This window comes from Thiospirochaeta perfilievii (assembly GCF_008329945.1).
Lineage (GTDB): Bacteria > Spirochaetota > Spirochaetia > DSM-2461 > DSM-2461 > Thiospirochaeta > Thiospirochaeta perfilievii.
This window is the reverse complement of record NZ_CP035807.1, coordinates 2,642,992-2,660,111: the sequence shown is the minus strand read 5'-3', so window position 1 is coordinate 2,660,111 and position 17,120 is coordinate 2,642,992. Positions and strand designations below refer to the sequence as shown.

Below are 17,120 nucleotides of genomic sequence, written 5' to 3'. Positions count from 1 at the left end.
AAAATAATTTCATGAAAAAGTTAATATTATTATTAATAACAACACTATTTATCTCATGTAGTGAAAATAAGATTGAGACAGTAACACTATATACAGACCTACCACATATACTTCCATTTATAGAAAATTTTAATAAACATAATGATGATATTAAAATAATTTTAGAACTTAACCCAAAAAACAACTATGATATAACTATTTTTAGCGGTCAAAAGGATAGTTCCCAGATAGAAACAGCAGATATAACAGATCTATTAGAAACGGGGAAGATAAAAAAAGAGCTTTTCTACTCTGAAGTCTTAAATTTAGCAAAAAATGATAAGGGAGAGTTTAGAGTTCTGCCCCTAACATTCGACCTTCCTGGGGTTATTTATAATAGGCATACTAAAAAACACCCTACTGATATAAATATTGATGATTTTATAAATAATAAAAAGAGTATTTTCTCTCCCTATTGGAACAGTGACTTTATTTTATGGTTCTATCTATCACTCTCCCCAGAGTTTAATATAGAGGATAGTTATTTTGATAAAAAAGAGTTTACATATACAGCTAAGACCATGCTTAACCTTCTAAATGATGATTCTCTAAATTATAATGATTTTAATAATAAATATCTCCACCTCTCACCTGAGCTTCTTTTAAAAGATAAAATTATTGACTACTACTACTCTACACTATCAAACTTTTTAAATAGTGATATTAATAATTTTAAAGACCTTGCATTCTCTTTTCTTAGTAAAAACAACCTTATAAACACCGCTGATAGGGCTGTATTTATTGGAATAAATTCAAATAGTAAAAAAATTCGTAGTTCTAAAAAAGTATTAACATGGATGTTTAATAAGGATAATCAGGAACAATTTATAAAAGAAAATTTTAACAGCTCAGGACTATACAAACTTTTTAATAAAGAGTTATCAACTCTTATATATGTTTCAAAGAGTGTCTTACCCCAATACTACCCAGAGCTTAGATTACTAATGCCAAATAACAATGAAATTTCAGCATACCTATATCTTCCTGAGTTATGGGACTCATTAAAAGATGAGCTACTAAACCCAATGTTTAATGATATAATTTCTTTAGATGAAGATAAGTGGGAAAAGAAATATATAGAATACTTTAATGACTGGTCTAAAAAACAAAATAAATAACTTTTTTGTTTGACAGATAAATAAAGTCATAATATATTAAATGAATAAAATAAAATAATCCTAAAGGGGTGGCTTAAATGGCTGAAGTTAAATTAAAAGACATCGTAAAAGTATACGATGGAGGTGTTAAAGCAGTAGATAATGTTAATATTGACATTAAAGATGAAGAGTTCGTAGTACTTGTTGGTCCTTCAGGTTGTGGTAAATCAACAACTTTAAGAATGATCGCTGGTCTAGAAGATATCACTGATGGTGAATTAACTATTGATGGTAAAAGAATGAACGAGGAAGCTCCAAAAGATAGAGATATCGCCATGGTATTCCAAAACTACGCACTTTACCCACATATGACAGTTAGAGACAATATGGCTTTTGGTCTAAAAATTAGAAAATATGCTAAAGAAGAGATTGAATCAAGGGTTGCTGAAGCAGCTGGTATTCTTGAAATTGAAGAGCTATTAGATAGAAAACCTAAAGCGTTATCAGGTGGTCAAAGACAAAGGGTTGCTGTTGGTAGAGCAATTGTTAGAAAGCCTAAAGTTTTCTTATTTGATGAGCCTTTATCAAACCTTGATGCTAAACTAAGAGTACAGATGAGAACTGAGATTTCAGCTCTTCATACAAGATTACAAGCTACAATGATCTATGTAACACATGACCAAATTGAAGCTATGACAATGGGTGATAAAATCGTTGTAATGAAAGGTGGAGTTATCCAACAAATTGGTTCTCCTTTAAGTTTATATAACGAACCAATTAACCAATTTGTAGCATCTTTTATCGGATCTCCTGCAATGAACACAGTAAGAGCAAAAGTAAGAGAAGAGAATGGTAAAGTTATTGTTGATGAGGGTGGATTTGTTGTAACAGTTCCTGCTGATAAAGAAGAAGTTATGAGAACTTATGTTGGAAAAGACGTTCTAATGGGAATTAGACCTGAAGATTCAGCTGTTGATACAAGTGCAACTCAAGCTGCTTATATTAAAGGAACTATTGAAGTTGTAGAGCCTTTAGGAGATGAGACAATTTTATATGTTAGTACAGCAGATCACCAAATTGTATGTAAAGTAGAGCCTACTTCTATTGTTAAAGTTGGTGAAGAGTTAACATTAACTCCAAATGTTGATAAAATTAAATTCTTTGATATTGAGACTGAAAAATCAATTTTTTACAAAGGTTAATTTAACTAATTTTACAAATAACTATAAAGCCGGCTATTAAGTCGGCTTTTTTTATTGTTTATTGATTCCTGAACAATTCCATGATAATATAACTCATTAAATACTGGAGCTTATATGACAAAATTAAAATTCACAATTGTATTATTATCAATTTTCATAATTTCATGTGCATCTACCCCTGAAGTAGTAGAAGAGCCAACTCAAGAAGAAGTGATTGTAGAACCTGAGGTAGAAGAGGTTATTCAGGAAGAGGAGATTATCGAAGTAGCTCCTGAGCCTGTTATTGAAGAAAAGGTAGTAATAGAGGAAGAGCCTATAATAGAGGAAGAAGTTGAACCTGTTTATATACCTGAACCTCTAGATGAGACTCTTCTGGCAAAGGCTAAAAAAGAGATTTTTAAGGCTGAAGAAGCTAGGGCTAAAACCTATTTCCCTGGTAGATTAAATGATTTAAAAAAGAAATTAGCTAAGGCTACCGAGCTTAAAGAGAGTGACCCTGACCAATCTAGAGTTCTACTAAATGAGATTAGCAGTGAGTCTTTAGCCCTGATAGAAGACTCCCTAGAAGCCTTGAAAGTAGCATGTATAAATATATTAAATAGTCAGTCTGAAAAGTTACTTAAGATTAAAGCTGATAAGTATACCCCAAAGGAATTTTTATTATCCCAGTCCCAAAAGGATGAAAGTATAAAAGCATTTGAAGAGGGGGATTTTACTAAATCCTTAGCTATATACAGAGTAGCTTATACTTCAATGTCAAACCTTTATAACTCACTCTCTACTAATATGGGATATATAGATAATTTATTAAGAATTATAAATAATTATCGTGTTGAAGCAAAAACTATAGATGTGGAAAAATGGGCTCCTACAGAGTATAACTTAGCAGTAGATAGTTATATAACTGCTCAAAATTTACTCTATAACGAGTATGATGCAGTAAATGGAGAGGCAGCATTAAGAGAGACACTTTTTCTTGCAAAAAAAGCCATTGAACAGGCTAGAATAAATATTGATGTAGCAAAAACAGACCAAGAGATTTTAGAACTGATGAACCAGTTAGAATCAGCTTCTACACTTACTGTTTTAGATAGAGAAGATAACATAATCTCCCCTGAAGAGTGGACAGGAGAAGTTAAGTTAAAGGAAAAACCAATTGAAGCTAAAGTTGAAAAGGAAGAGACATCTGGATTAACTCCTATAGATTTAGAGAAAAATGTTGATGTTGAATTTCCGGTAATTGAAGGTGAAACTGGAGTTTTAGGAATACAGGAGACAAGAAGAACACTACTAGCTGAGGCTAAAGAGCTATGGCAACTAGGAATTGAGGCAAGAAATAGTGGTGATCTTGTAAAGGCAGGTGAATATTTAGCAAAGTCAAAAGTTTATCTAGATGAGTATAAGTCTATGGCAGTAGACTACATATATACTGTTGTTTTAAATCCCGAAAAAAGGGATTGTTTGTGGAGAATCGCGGAAAAAGAAGAATTCTATGGTGACCCACTATTATGGCAGAATATATGGGAAAGGAATAAAAAATTAATTCAGGACCCTGACTTAATTTATCCAGGATGGAAATTAATTATTCCACCTTTAAACTAAATTTTATTTAATTAAATAAACGGAGTATAGATATGATCGCACTTGTTGGTTGTGGAACTGTAGGAGGTGGAACAGCCCTCCTACTAACAAGGGATATAAAATTCCTTAAAGAGAAAACTGGTCTTGAATTAGGACTAAAATATGTTGTAGATATTAATTTCGATAATGCTAGAGCAATTGGTATCCCTGAAGAGTTATATGAAACTGATTTAAACAAAGTTTTAAATGATCCAGAAGTAACTATAGTAATAGAGTTGGTGGGTGGATTGACATTTGCTAAGGATGTAGTATCAAAATCCCTATCTGCTGGAAAAAATGTCATTACAGCAAATAAAGCTCTACTAGCAACATTTGGAGAGGAACTTTTTGGTTTAGCTCGAAAAAACAGTGTATCAATTGGTTTTGAAGCTAGTTGTGCAGGGGGAATACCAATTGTAAAAGCTATTACGGAAGGTATGGCTGTAAACAGAATTGACGCTTTATATGGAATTGTTAATGGAACATGTAACTACATTTTAACCCAGATGATCGATCAAGGAATGAGTTATAATAAAGCTCTTAAGGGAGCTCAAGCCCAGGGACTAGCAGAAGCTGACCCTACTCTTGATGTAAACGGTATGGACTCTGCCCATAAGATAACAATTATGAGTTCTCTATGTTTTGGATATAACTGTGAATTAGACAGAGTATCTGTAACAGGTATTGAAAATATAGATATATATGATGTAAAACTTGGTACAGAGATGGGTTATACAATAAAACTTTTAGCCATTGGTGAAACTTACGGGGATAAGGTTAGCCTAAGAGTTCAACCATCCTTTATTAGTAACCAACACCCTCTAGCAAAAATATCAGGACCATTTAATGGTGTTAGTCTATATGGACACGCAGTAGGTCATACTATGTATTATGGAAGAGGAGCTGGAGACTTACCTACAGCTAGTGCTATTGGAGCAGATATTATTTCTGTTGCAAGTGGGGCTCAAAAAATACTTTTTGATAACTATAAGTATTGGCCGGATTTAACCCAAAAGCCATCTTACATGGATCAGTCAGAGGTTGAATCAGCTTACTATTTACGACTAAATGTTGAGGACCATATAGGTGTAACTGCAACAGTTACAAAGATTTTAGCAGAGAATTCAATTAGTATTTCTGGTATTTCACAAAAAGAGGCTAGATTTGATGAAAAAGAGCAAAAAAGTATACCTCTTGTGATACTTACTCATAAAACAGCAAAAGGAAATATTGATGCTGCAATTAAGAAATTAAAAAAAGAACAGATGATTTCAAAGAAAATTGTTTCAATTCCGGTAATTGCACAAAAAAGCGAAAATATTAAGTAATATATTGCCCGGACTACCCTAAACCGGGCATTTTTTTTCTAACAACTTGACTTTATCCATCTACTCTCCTTTAATTATATATATAAATAAAGGAGTTTTCTCAATGCAGTTTAACAAAGAAGATTTTAAGAAGATTGTATTAGACAGGTTAGACAAAGACTACGGTCGAAATATAGAATCAGCTACAAGGGAAGAGATATACTACTCTGTTTCTAGAGCAGCCCTAAGTAGTATTTGGAGTTCTTGGTCAGAAAGAAATAAAGATTTATACAAAAAAGATAGCAAACAAGCATATTATTTTTCTGCAGAGTTTTTAATGGGTCGTGCAATGAGTAACAACCTAGTTAACCTTGGTATATTAGAAGGGGTTAAAGAGGTATTAAACGACCTTGAAGTAGATTTTAATATGATAGAAGATACTGAATCCGATGCAGGATTAGGAAATGGTGGACTAGGTCGACTAGCCGCATGTTTTCTAGACTCCCTTGCAACCCTGGGACTTCATGGACATGGTTACGGAATTAGATATAAATATGGAATGTTCAAACAAAAAATAGAAAATGGATATCAGGTAGAGTACCCAGATAACTGGTTACACTATGACGATCCATGGTCTGTAAAGAGGGAAGCTGACTCTGTTGAAGTAAACTTTTATGGACACGTTGACTCGTTTACTGATGAGAATGGAAAATTACACTTTAGAACTTTAAATACAGAGAAGGTTACTGCGGTACCATACGATATGCCTATTATTGGTTACGGTAACGATATTGTTAATACATTAAGGTTATGGGAAGCCCATAGTCCAGATGGTTTTGAACTACAGCTTTTTAATAAAGAGATGTACAATGAGTCTGTTGAGAAAAAAAATAGAGCTGAGGATATCTCTAGGGTTCTATATCCAAGTGACCTAGGTCCTAGTGGAAAGACATTAAGATTAAGACAACAGTACTTTTTTAGTTCTGCTTCCTTATATGATATTATAAGAAAGTACAAAACTATTTATGGAAATGATTTCTCCCATTTCCATGAAAAAAACGTTATTCAATTAAATGATACCCACCCAGTAATTGCCATACCTGAATTAATGAGAATTTTAATAGATGAAGAGTATCTAGACTGGGACACAGCATGGCAAGTTTGTTCTAAAACTTTTGCCTATACAAACCATACAATTCTAGCTGAGGCTTTAGAAAAATGGCCTATTGATATTATTAGTAAATTACTTCCTAGAATATATCAAATTATTGAAGAGATTAATAGAAGATTTATGTCATTTGTTAACTCTGCTTATCCTGGAGATTGGGATAGAGCCCAGAGGATGTCAATTGTATCCCATGGTGTTGTTAAAATGGCGTGGTTAGCAATTGCAGGAACATTCTCTGTTAATGGTGTTGCTGCACTTCATACTGAGATCTTAAAAAACCATGAATTAAAAGATTGGTATGAACTGTTCCCTGAGAAGTTTAATAATAAAACAAATGGGATAACCCAGAGACGTTGGTTATTAAAATCAAATCCAGAGTTAGCAAGCTTTATTACAAAAAATATTGGGGATAAGTGGATAACTGAGTTTTCTGAAATGGAGAAGCTTCTTCCTCTAGCAAATGATTCTAAAGCTTTAAAAGAGTTAATGGAGATAAAACATACTAAAAAAGTTCAACTTGCAGAGTATATAAAAGAGCATAATGGAGTTGATGTTGATCCAAACTCAATTTTTGATATACAGATTAAAAGGTTACATGAGTATAAGAGACAACTACTAAATGTTTTCCATATTATGTATCTATATAATAGAATCAAAGAGAATCCAAATATGGATTTTGTACCAAGAACATTTATATTTGGAGCAAAAGCAGCCTCAGGTTACGCAAGGGCTAAACAGATAATTAAATTAATAACTCGGGTTGGAGAAGTAATCAATAATGATAAAGAGATAAACAATAAGATCAAAGTTGTTTTTATTGAAAACTATAATGTTTCAGTTGCAGAAAAACTTTTCCCAGCATGTGACCTATCTGAACAAATTTCCACTGCTGGTAAAGAGGCATCAGGAACCGGTAATATGAAATTTATGGTAAACGGTGCTGTAACAATTGGTACATTAGATGGAGCAAATGTTGAGATAGTTGAAGAAGCTGGAGTTCAAAATGCATTTATCTTTGGTTTAAAAGCTGATCAAATCCAGGAGATTAATAGCACCCACTCCTACAACCCACTAGCTGAGTTATCTATTAACAAAGATCTAAAACTTGTTATAGACCAACTTACTAATGGATATTTTGGAACAGATTGTATAAACGATTTTAAACCGATTAGTGACTCCCTACTATACGGTGTAGATGGTAATAGACCAGACCCTTATTATGTAATTAAAGATTTCTCAGAATACTGTGTTGCCCAAGACATGGCTTCTAGAGCTTTTACAGATAAAGAGAGCTGGGCTAAAATGTCATTAATAAATATAGCCAAGTCTGGTAAGTTCTCATCAGATAGAACTATTAACCAATACGCCAAAGAAATATGGAAAATTTCCTAGTTTAACTAATTTTATATAGGACCACCGTCGATATTTTTAACAAGTAAATGTTGACGGTGGTCTTTTGCCATGGTAATATTTTAATAATACGATAAAAATGTAATGAATTAAAAAGTAATTGGGAGTTAAAAAAATGAGTGAGAATGAAAAAATTTACTGTGCTAACTGTATGCGATGTAAATTAGTACCTGCAGAAACCGATCAAGGACATGTTTTGAGAGTTAGATGTACTGCTGGTTTATGGAAAAAAAAGTTAGGTGAGGAAAAGTTATATAAATATTTTACCATAGCTAGAAGAACTCCAGAATCTTGTGAGTATTATGAACCAATGGGTGATCTAAAAGAGTTCCTAAAAGATTTAAAGAAAAACCTCCCTGTAAGAGATGAGGTTATTAGTAACCAGGAAGCTGTTTAAATAAAAGCATCTTTAAAGATGCTTTTTTTTATTTTGTAACACTATCCCTTTTTTCATCTTTTAATAAAATTGGATATATGGATATATTTTTACTTCGAGACTCTTCATAAACCATTTCGCTAGTTATATCTCCCCTAGGTTCAGGATGGGGAGGAGCATCTCCTACTTGAACTATGACCTTTTCACTATTTTGCCAATCCATAGTTGTCTGTGCAGCGTATAGAGCTTCAAAGACCGCTTCAGGTATATCTCTACCACCTTGAACCTTAATGGAGTCTAGAATCATCTGTGCCTTATCAAAATTATCAACAAAATCAAATTTTCTTGTTAAGTACGCCTCTTTATAATCTCTATAGAGCATTACACCTATTCTTACAGATTTAAAACCAGCTATCTTATCCTTAACTAAGGGGATTAGCTTTAACCTTATAAACTCTACATCATCCTTCATACTAACTGTAGAGTCGATAACTAGTGCAAGATCAACATCTAAGCCCTTATATCGGTCTAATATCTCCCCTATTTTAGTAACAGCCCCATCTCCGTCATACTCCTCAGAGTAGTCGCCAGCTGTCTCCCTTGCAATCTCTTCGAAAATAGACTCATCCTCTGGTGCTTCAACAATAGGTTCCTCGATAGCTTCTTCATAGAGACGAATAATAAAAGGATTATCTTTAAAACCACCTTCATAGTTACCAAACTTTTTTGGGAAGGTTCTAATATTTAACCAGCTACCCTCACCCATATCTATCTGTCCCTCTCTAGACCATGGGTAACCGTAGGAGACTCCTTTAGGTATATATATATGAAAAGCTAAACCAAAGACTTCATTCTCCTCTGGTGTTGAGTCGATTAAAAAGTTATAACTCTTATCTAGTAGTATACCGTTTAATAACCTATCTTCATCCTTAACAGTAATATTCTCATCAAAATCCCTTAGAGCAAAAACACTTCTCTCCTTTGTAGGGTCCTCTGTAGACTCGGTTAAGAGTATAGAGTTAATATCTCCTTTTTTATTAACAAAAAGATGTAGTCCATCCTCCCCTTCCCTGCTCTCTATGTATGTATCTTCAGGTAGAAGGGTTAAATCGAACTCTTGGGCGAGTAGAGGAATTGTTAATAGCACTATATAAATTGGGATCAAATATTTTCTCATATAATTAATATCGGAAAGAAAAACAAAAAAAACAGGAGAATTTGCGGAAATATTTTGCCTATTAAAGATATAGAGGTTTAATATGCGAAATTTTATATTTTTTTTAGTAACAGTTGTATTGGTAGGTTGTGATAATTTTGAAACAGTTATAAATCAACAACTTGATATAACACCACCTTTTTTAAATAATGTTGATACTGTTACTGTTAATAAGCTTGAAATAATAAGTAATGAGGATATTACATTTATATCCGAATCATATATATCTAGGGAGGGATTACTAATAAAGAGTATTAATTCTCAAGGTTCTAAAATCTCAATTGAGTTCTCTTCTGATCTAATACCAGGAAAGGAGTATTTGAGTGAGTTTAGAATAGAGGATAAAAATAGAAATACCCTATCCTTTATATCTAAGTTTTATGGGTTTAATCCCAGGCTGCCTAACCTTATTATTAACGAGTTTATAACAAAAGGATCTAAAACTAATCCAAATAAGGTGGAACTCTATATTAAAGAGGGTGGTAACCTTTCTGGAGTAACACTTTTTAATGGAACAAGTAGTAGCTATGACTCTATATTTATATTTCCCGATATAGAGGTTACAGCTGGAGAGTACATTGTTATTAGAACAGTAAGTGATAACTATCCTACCCCATGTATTGAGATAGATAATATAAATATTGAACATGATAAAAAGTTTATACAAGGGGTTAGAGATATAAGAATTGATAACTTTAAACTATCCTCAACAAACGGTGTGATATCCATTTACGACTCTCCATTTGGTAAACCCTTGGATGTTGTTATATATTCTAAAAACCGAAATGATGATACAAAAAACAATAGAAACTTTGGTTTAAAAAAGACCCTAGATAGAATCGATGAGGTTTCAGATATTGATATGTGGATTGGGGAGAGTGAATATTTATTCCCCGATGATGTAATCTATATTGGAGACTCTACTACTACAAGGTCATTAAATCGGGTGGGATTTAATGACCAAAACAGTAGAGAAGATTGGATAACTGTAGAGAGCAGGCAATCATCCTTTGGTTTTGTAAACTCTTTATTAGAGTATTAACCCTTTTTAAGTTCTGCTAATCTAAAGTTAAATACTATTTGACTAATATAATTATAACCATCAACTGCACTACTTGGAGGAACAACCTCTATTATACTTCTTCTATATAACTCTAAAAGATCATTAAGTAGAAATGCTACCTGCTTCATACACGCCTGCTCCGCTATAGATATTGCCTTTAAGTCTAACTCTTTTCTCTCTAATAAAAATATATATTTATCTAAAACTGGAGAGTTTTTATTGGCTGTTCCAATTAACAACCACAAATCATTCTCCAGGTGGTCAACTATCCTGCCCATTGGAGAGGCTAGCTTAATATATCGACTAAAGCTATTCCAGTACCTATCCTCAAAAACCTTTAATGCACCAAAGAGTTTTTTTACCTCTATACTAGCTTCGCTGGTAATGTTTACTTCTGGGTATAGTTTAATTCGTTCTTCAAACTCCTTTAAAATCTTATCAGCAAAATCACCATTTTTCCTTCTATCTCGTCTTTTTTGGGCTTCCTCTAAATCCCGTTTTTTTTGTGCTCTTTTCTCCTCTTCTAACTCGATAAGTTTTGTTAGAATGTCTATTTCATTCTTAAAAAACAGAGGCATACTCTCTTTATATTTCACAGCAAAGAGATATCTACTTTCGAACTCATCCTTGGCCCTTGATGACTTCATGTAAGATACAATGTAATTATTGTACTCTTTTCGTATTTTTTTTAGAGTTTTTGCAATCTCTTCCTTTGATAAACCACGATTAAATAATCCAAACATATTATTATTATCGGAATTGCTTTTAACATATTGACAGAAATAAATTTTAGGTAGATTATTCATCAGTCTTTTTGACAATTATGGAGAATTTAAAATGCTTGGTTGGATTTTATATAGGGTTAACGATACAGAGATAAAACCTGAGATGTACGAAATTAATAAATTGGTACAGGCTGCAAAAGAAGAGAATATTGAGATTCGGGTATTAGAACCAGAACAGATTGATTTAGTTGTAACAAGGGAGGATAGAAAAAGTATCCTAGTTGATGGGAAACCTACGGCCCTTCCTGACTTTGTTCTTCCAAGAATGGGAGCAGGTACAACCTACTTTGCATTAGCCGTTATTAGGCACCTTGAGCGTCTAGGAGTTAGGTGTTTTAATACATCCACCCATATAGACATGGTTAAGGATAAGTTATTTACCCAACAGATACTTGCAGAAAATAATATACCAGTACCTAAAACAATGTTGGTAAAATTCCCTGTAGACTCTGACCTAGTAGAGAAAACAATTGGATTTCCTGTTGTTATTAAAACTCTATCCGGTTCCCAGGGAAAGGGTGTCTTTTTATCAGAAAAGAGAAAAAACTTTGAAGATCTTATGCAATTAATAGAAGTTACAAACTCAAAGGTTAACGTAATAATTCAGGAGTTTATGCAAGATAGTTATGGTAGGGATTTAAGGGTATTCACCCTTGGAGGTAGAGCTATTGCATGTATGGAAAGAACTTCTGCAAATGAGGATTTTAAAGCAAATTACTCCGCAGGTGGTAGTGTAAAATCCCACCCAATTACTCCAGAGATTGAGTGGTTAGCAACTGAGGCATCAAGGCTTTTAGGACTTGATATAGCAGGTGTCGATCTACTATTTGATGGGGATCATTTTAGAATTTGTGAAGTTAACTCCTCCCCTGGGTTTGAAGGTCTTGAGCAGACTTGCAATGTTAATGTAGCAAAGGAGATATATCACTTTATTAAAATTAGACTTGGTAAATTCCCAGGCCAAATTAAACATAAGGAAGTTATACATGAAAATAAAGATTCTGAATAACCTACTTACAGAAACAGTTACAATAAATAGAAAGACCTCTGTAAAAATAGAGGAACTTATAAGAAAAAACTATATAAGTAGTAATAGTGGAGAGTATAGCGATAAAGAGATAAATGGCCTTATATCTAATAAAACTGCAGACAATATATATAACTTTATGAGAAATGGTCTAAGTGTAATAGTTTGCCAGGAGGATAAAGTTATTGGTTTTGGAATGATTGTTAGAAAAGAGAATTTGTATGAGGCTAAATATCTTAATGTTGATCCTGATTTTAAAGGACAGGGAATTGGTAAAAAGATTTGTGATTTAAGAGAAGAAGCTTTAAGGGATATGGGAATTAGAGAGTTATACATAGAGAGTCTAAGATTTAAAAATACCCTAAACTTCCACACTAGTAGGGGATTTTATGACATACCTAATATTAGAGAGTTACACTTTACTAACTATATGAAAAAAGACTTATAATTATTATTCAATTATGCTATTTAACTTCAAAGTTGATATTTTCTAGAAGAAAATCATATAGATTTATATGTATGATGCCATCTTTTGATAAATCAATACTATCCATTGTAATCAAATACTTTGGATATTGATCATTTATTTTTAGAAGTGCATTCATCTCTCTTGCATATGTTTTTTCTTCTAAACAAGTTAAACTAACCTGAAAATATAACCTTTTATCTCCTTTAACAGCGATAAAATCTACCTCGGAGGATGTGTTTTTTCCAACAGTTACTTCATAACCTAACCGAAGTAACTGAAGATAAACAATATTTTCAATAACATGCCCTAAATTGCCACTGCGATATCCTATGAGCCTGTTTCTAAGACCTGTATCAACCACATAATATTTACCATTTGTTTTAAGACGTTCTTTTCCTCTAATATCGTATCTTTCACACTGATATAACATATGGGCATCGCACATTAACTGTAGATAATTATCTACTGTATCTGATGTGATTTTATGCCCTTGAGATATCATTGTATTTTTAATTGCATTGGCAGAAGTATTATTCCCAATATTCTCAAAAACAAACTTAGCTACTTTATAAAAGGCGCCTTCATCTCTAATCTTGCCCCTAAGAATTATATCTCTAGTAAATATTGAATCAAACAATCCTGATAATATTGCCTCAACCAGTTCCTGCCCATTAGCTAAACTAACAGCAGGAAAAGATCCTACTAGAAGATATTCGTTAAAATGCTTCTGGGCATTTTCTTCACTATATGATCGAAATTCTAAAAACTCTTTAAATGATAAAGGTAGAACTTTAATCTCAATATACCTTCCTGATAGATATGTAAGATGCTCCCCAGAAAACATTCTAGAGTTTGAGCCCGTAACATATATATCAGCATTAAAACTTACTCTTAAACTATTAATTACTTTCGCCCAATTAGAAATCTCTTGTACTTCATCTATAAGTAAATAAATTCTACTACTATCTTTTACTTTAACTTTTATGTAGTTATGTATGGATTTTTCATCTTTTAAATCATCATTTAGATATTTTTCATAATTTATTTCAATAATATGGCTCTCTTCTACCCCTTGGGCTATAAGATATTCTTTAAACAGAACAAGTAGAGATGATTTCCCTGATCTTCTAACACCAGTTACAACTTTAACAAAATCATTATCTTTATACTGCACCAGTTTATCTGTATATCTTGATCTCTTAATCATAAGCACCTCATTATTCTAACAATAACCATAAAATTATCAAATATCAATAATTTTACGAGTGATAATCGTAAAAAATATCGTTATTCATATTTAAAATCTAAATATGTATATATTTCTACAACAGCATAGCAACAGAGTGTATAATTCTTAGTATTAAGTGATTTCTTTGAACCCCTCTTATACATAAATAAACGATATAAAAGGGGTTATAATTATTAAACGCTAAACAGCGACTTCAATGTCACTCTCTTCTTTAACTTCATCCTTGGCTAAAGCAACATTAACCATTGGTTTAAACTCTACATGCTCAGCAATAACCTTTATTCTAGACCTTGGGTTATCACTCTCATCTATCCACCTGTCCTGTTTTAGTCTACCAACAACCCTAACTCCTCTACCCTTACACAGATGCTTTAGACAACTCTCTGCAAGCCCTGCCCAGACTTCTATATCAAAGTAAGAAACTTCCTTTACATAGTCGTCTTCTTTTTTATAACTTCTATTTACAGCTATTGTAAAATTACACACAAGGGTATCCTGGGGAGTTCTTTTCTCAACTGGATCTTTTACTAAGTTACCTTCTAATAACATCGAATTCAAACTATTCATACATTCTCCTATTAACTTTTACTATTTAAATAGATGAGAAATGTATAAGAATTCAATTATAAATAAAAAAACCACAAAAGGGGTGTTTATATAATCAAACTTTAATTCCGTTAAGAATTATAGATTGATTTAACAACTTAACTAGTCACAAGCGTTATCAGTTTTAGTTGAGAAGTCATTACAACATTTCATCATTTATGGTGTTCTTATTTATTCATAGAGAGTTGAAATTATTATCATTAATTAATTTATACCAGTAATCAGGTTTTCTTTTGAGGTTCATTATTGAAATAATGTAAATACAAGAACCATCTATTTGATATATTACGCCATAAGGAAAACTCTTCAATGGACATCTCCTTGTATTTTTGGAGAGAGGTTGCCATGCGTCAGGATTTAAAAGGATTCTGCTTACAGTATCCTCAAAGCTAAGTAGGAATTTGTAACCAAGATTTTCAACTTTGGTATTATAGTATTCAATGCTATTAATAAGTTCCTGTTTTGCAGGTGATAATATCTGATATTTCATTTTATGGAATATTTATTCTTCAATTCAGCAATAGCAGATTCTCCATCAAATGCGTTAAATTTTCCATTATTAAAGGCTTCAATTCTCTCTTCTGACTCATTTCCCCACTCTTCATCGTAATCTGAAATTTGAGATTCATAGGGTAGAATTATAATTTCGACATTACGTCCTTTAAACCTTTTAAGATTTTTTATTGTAATCACATCAGAATCAATTCTTTCTATATAACGTAATGCTTCCATACTTTATCCCTTATCAAAATATTTATTTTCATTAAATTATCTATAATTATATATGATTATTGTTATCTACAATACCTTTAAAAATCAAAAGTAGAAATCTTATTACAATGTGTAACCTCAATAAGAATTCAATTATAAATAAAAAAACACCCCAAAAGGGGTGTTTATATAATCAAACTTTAATTCAACTAAGAATTATAGAGAGATTTTAGCACCTACGTAGAAAGTACCTTTAGCATCACCTGTGTTGAATTCAGAGTAGTTAACAGTAATTACAGTGTTTTCTAAACCAGTGATTGCTGAATCAAAATCTACATTGATTTTATCAAATGTAAATGATTCATTGTAATCGTCATCAGCTGGAGCTTTATCTTCTAATGATAATGCAGTTTCAACAGCTACAGTAACACCTTCAACACCAGTAAATCCAAAATCGATTCCAATATTGTCCATATCCATAGTATTACCTAAATCAACAGTAGCAGTATAAACATCTGCAGTCCATGTTGCAGCAAAATCAAGACTCATATCTTCAGAATCCATATCACCTAAGTTAGAACCTAATGTTACAGCTAATGCACCAGCATCTAAAGTATAACCTAAAGTTGCACCTAAAGTCATGTTAGTATAATCTTCAGCTGCAGCAAGTAAGTCTTTAGCTAATGTTATGTAGTGTAAGTTTAATCCAGCAGTTAATGCACCAAATGTAGCATCAACAGTAGGTCTTAATTCCATTGCAGTACCAGCATCTTTCATAAAATAGTCGAATGGTACAGTAATAGTTAATGTCTCTGTAGGCATAACTTTTGCTTCTACAGCTACACCAGTCTTTTTGTCAGCATCAGCAACATCACCTGCAGTTGCAGTAGTTCCTAAAGCTAAAGACAAAGCAAACATATCAGCAGTGTATGAAGCTGTAGCACCCATATAATAAGCATCTGTTGTACTGTTAGAACTTGCATCAGGTATAGCATCACTACCATCTTCATTACCATATTCTTTCTTAATGTCAGTAGCATCAGTAGTTGTTTCATCAACTTCATCAGTTGAGTTATCTACTACATAACCATTATCTTCGTTTTTAACAGTTAATTCAAATGCAACAGCATCTTTAGCATAACCTAATGAAATACCATCTTCGCCACCAAAATCTGGTGCTAAATCATAAGTATCATCATCAGATGCTACTTTATTAGCAGTAATATCAGAAGCAGAACCTATAGTTGCATAAACACCATTACCAAAATCTAATTTAGCAGAGATGTCAGCGTCAGTACCTTTAAGTACAGAATCAGCATCGTTTAAGTCATCAGTTAAGAAGTTATCATCATCATCCATGTCACCTAAACCTAAAGTAAAAGTTAAAGATGAACCAGTGATTTCTGCTAAACCGTAAGCACCTTCACCTTCAGTAGCAACAGTTTCAGAACCAAATAATGGTACAGTTACAGTTACAGATGAATCTAACTCAAAACCTGATTGTTCAGAATCTAAGTTTGTTCCCCATTTAGTTTCAGCATAACCAGTAATAGTTGGTGCAAGCTGAGCAAAAGTTGTGCTTGTTAATACTACTAAAGTAGCTAAAAGAGCAATAGCTTTTTTCATTTTTATTTTCCTCCAGTTAATTGTATGAAGGACATAACAAACTGTTATGTTTAACCCTTCTTATTTTTAACTTATTCGCAATGTTACCATTGGGCTTGACAGCTGTCAACAAAAAACTTAATGATTTTTTTTTCACATTTAAGTTTTAA

16 protein-coding genes are annotated in these 17,120 nt (G+C 32.5%); 9 read left to right on the top strand and 7 right to left on the bottom strand.

Going from position 1 to position 17,120, the window contains the following annotated elements:
* Window positions 1-11: 11 nt before the first annotated feature.
* The 6 genes from EW093_RS12250 to EW093_RS12225 all read left to right on the top strand — a co-directional run bounded on the left by EW093_RS12250 (window position 12) and on the right by EW093_RS12225 (window position 8,240).
* The gene (locus tag EW093_RS12250) at window positions 12-1,157 is read left to right on the top strand and encodes a hypothetical protein (protein ID WP_149568691.1); all 1,146 of its coding nucleotides are present in this window, start codon (window positions 12-14) and stop codon (window positions 1,155-1,157) included.
* Between the two features lie 77 nt (window positions 1,158-1,234).
* On the top strand, window positions 1,235-2,338 hold the full coding sequence (locus tag EW093_RS12245) for an ABC transporter ATP-binding protein (protein ID WP_149568690.1): 1,104 nt from the start codon (window positions 1,235-1,237) through the stop codon (window positions 2,336-2,338).
* A gap of 114 nt (window positions 2,339-2,452) precedes the next feature.
* Window positions 2,453-3,940, top strand: coding sequence for a LysM peptidoglycan-binding domain-containing protein (locus EW093_RS12240; RefSeq protein ID WP_149568689.1), 1,488 nt, complete (start codon window positions 2,453-2,455; stop codon window positions 3,938-3,940).
* A 32-nt stretch (window positions 3,941-3,972) separates the two neighbouring features.
* Window positions 3,973-5,286 (top strand): homoserine dehydrogenase, encoded by a 1,314-nt coding sequence (locus EW093_RS12235; RefSeq protein WP_149568688.1) that lies wholly within the window; start codon window positions 3,973-3,975, stop codon window positions 5,284-5,286.
* Between the two features lie 103 nt (window positions 5,287-5,389).
* Window positions 5,390-7,825, top strand: coding sequence for a glycogen/starch/alpha-glucan phosphorylase (locus tag EW093_RS12230; protein ID WP_149568687.1), 2,436 nt, complete (start codon window positions 5,390-5,392; stop codon window positions 7,823-7,825).
* Between the two features lie 133 nt (window positions 7,826-7,958).
* Complete coding sequence (locus EW093_RS12225) at window positions 7,959-8,240, top strand: hypothetical protein (RefSeq protein ID WP_149568686.1); 282 nt, start codon at window positions 7,959-7,961, stop codon at window positions 8,238-8,240.
* A 28-nt stretch (window positions 8,241-8,268) separates the two neighbouring features.
* On the opposite strand, the gene EW093_RS12220 is transcribed toward EW093_RS12225, so the two are convergent.
* Window positions 8,269-9,396 carry a vWA domain-containing protein gene (locus EW093_RS12220; protein WP_149568685.1) on the bottom strand — a complete coding sequence of 376 codons (1,128 nt, stop codon included), beginning with the start codon at window positions 9,394-9,396 and terminating at the stop codon, window positions 8,269-8,271.
* A gap of 82 nt (window positions 9,397-9,478) precedes the next feature.
* Here EW093_RS12220 and EW093_RS12215 point away from each other — a divergent pair, with 82 nt between their 5' ends.
* Window positions 9,479-10,477, top strand: a complete 999-nt coding sequence (locus EW093_RS12215; protein WP_149568684.1) for a lipoprotein TP_1001-related protein — start codon at window positions 9,479-9,481, stop codon at window positions 10,475-10,477.
* Here the strand turns inward: EW093_RS12215 and EW093_RS12210 are convergent.
* Entirely contained in the window at window positions 10,474-11,241 is a 768-nt protein-coding gene (locus tag EW093_RS12210) for a hypothetical protein (RefSeq protein WP_149568683.1), read from the bottom strand. The genes EW093_RS12215 and EW093_RS12210 overlap by 4 nt on opposite strands.
* A 94-nt stretch (window positions 11,242-11,335) precedes the next feature.
* Here EW093_RS12210 and EW093_RS12205 point away from each other — a divergent pair, with 94 nt between their 5' ends.
* Both EW093_RS12205 and EW093_RS12200 read left to right on the top strand, forming a co-directional pair.
* The gene (locus tag EW093_RS12205) at window positions 11,336-12,292 is read left to right on the top strand and encodes an ATP-grasp domain-containing protein (RefSeq protein WP_149568682.1); all 957 of its coding nucleotides are present in this window, start codon (window positions 11,336-11,338) and stop codon (window positions 12,290-12,292) included.
* The gene (locus EW093_RS12200) at window positions 12,270-12,758 is read left to right on the top strand and encodes a GNAT family N-acetyltransferase (RefSeq protein WP_149568681.1); all 489 of its coding nucleotides are present in this window, start codon (window positions 12,270-12,272) and stop codon (window positions 12,756-12,758) included. Before EW093_RS12205 ends, EW093_RS12200 begins: the two co-directional genes overlap by 23 nt.
* A gap of 16 nt (window positions 12,759-12,774) precedes the next feature.
* On the opposite strand, the gene EW093_RS12195 is transcribed toward EW093_RS12200, so the two are convergent.
* The 5 genes from EW093_RS12195 to EW093_RS12175 all read right to left on the bottom strand — a co-directional run bounded on the left by EW093_RS12195 (window position 12,775) and on the right by EW093_RS12175 (window position 16,971).
* Window positions 12,775-13,986, bottom strand: coding sequence for an ATP-binding protein (locus EW093_RS12195; RefSeq protein WP_149568680.1), 1,212 nt, complete (start codon window positions 13,984-13,986; stop codon window positions 12,775-12,777).
* 222 nt (window positions 13,987-14,208) lie between these two features.
* Window positions 14,209-14,595: a single-stranded DNA-binding protein gene (locus EW093_RS12190; RefSeq protein WP_149568679.1), complete on the bottom strand. Its 387-nt coding sequence runs from the start codon at window positions 14,593-14,595 to the stop codon at window positions 14,209-14,211.
* A 214-nt stretch (window positions 14,596-14,809) separates the two neighbouring features.
* Window positions 14,810-15,124, bottom strand: coding sequence for a type II toxin-antitoxin system RelE/ParE family toxin (locus EW093_RS12185; protein WP_149568678.1), 315 nt, complete (start codon window positions 15,122-15,124; stop codon window positions 14,810-14,812).
* A complete protein-coding gene (locus tag EW093_RS12180; protein ID WP_149568677.1) occupies window positions 15,121-15,366 on the bottom strand; it encodes a hypothetical protein in 246 nt (81 codons plus the stop codon). The genes EW093_RS12185 and EW093_RS12180 overlap by 4 nt, the downstream gene beginning before the upstream one ends.
* A 195-nt stretch (window positions 15,367-15,561) precedes the next feature.
* The gene (locus tag EW093_RS12175; protein ID WP_149568676.1) at window positions 15,562-16,971 is read right to left on the bottom strand and encodes a hypothetical protein; all 1,410 of its coding nucleotides are present in this window, start codon (window positions 16,969-16,971) and stop codon (window positions 15,562-15,564) included.
* Window positions 16,972-17,120 lie beyond the last annotated feature (149 nt).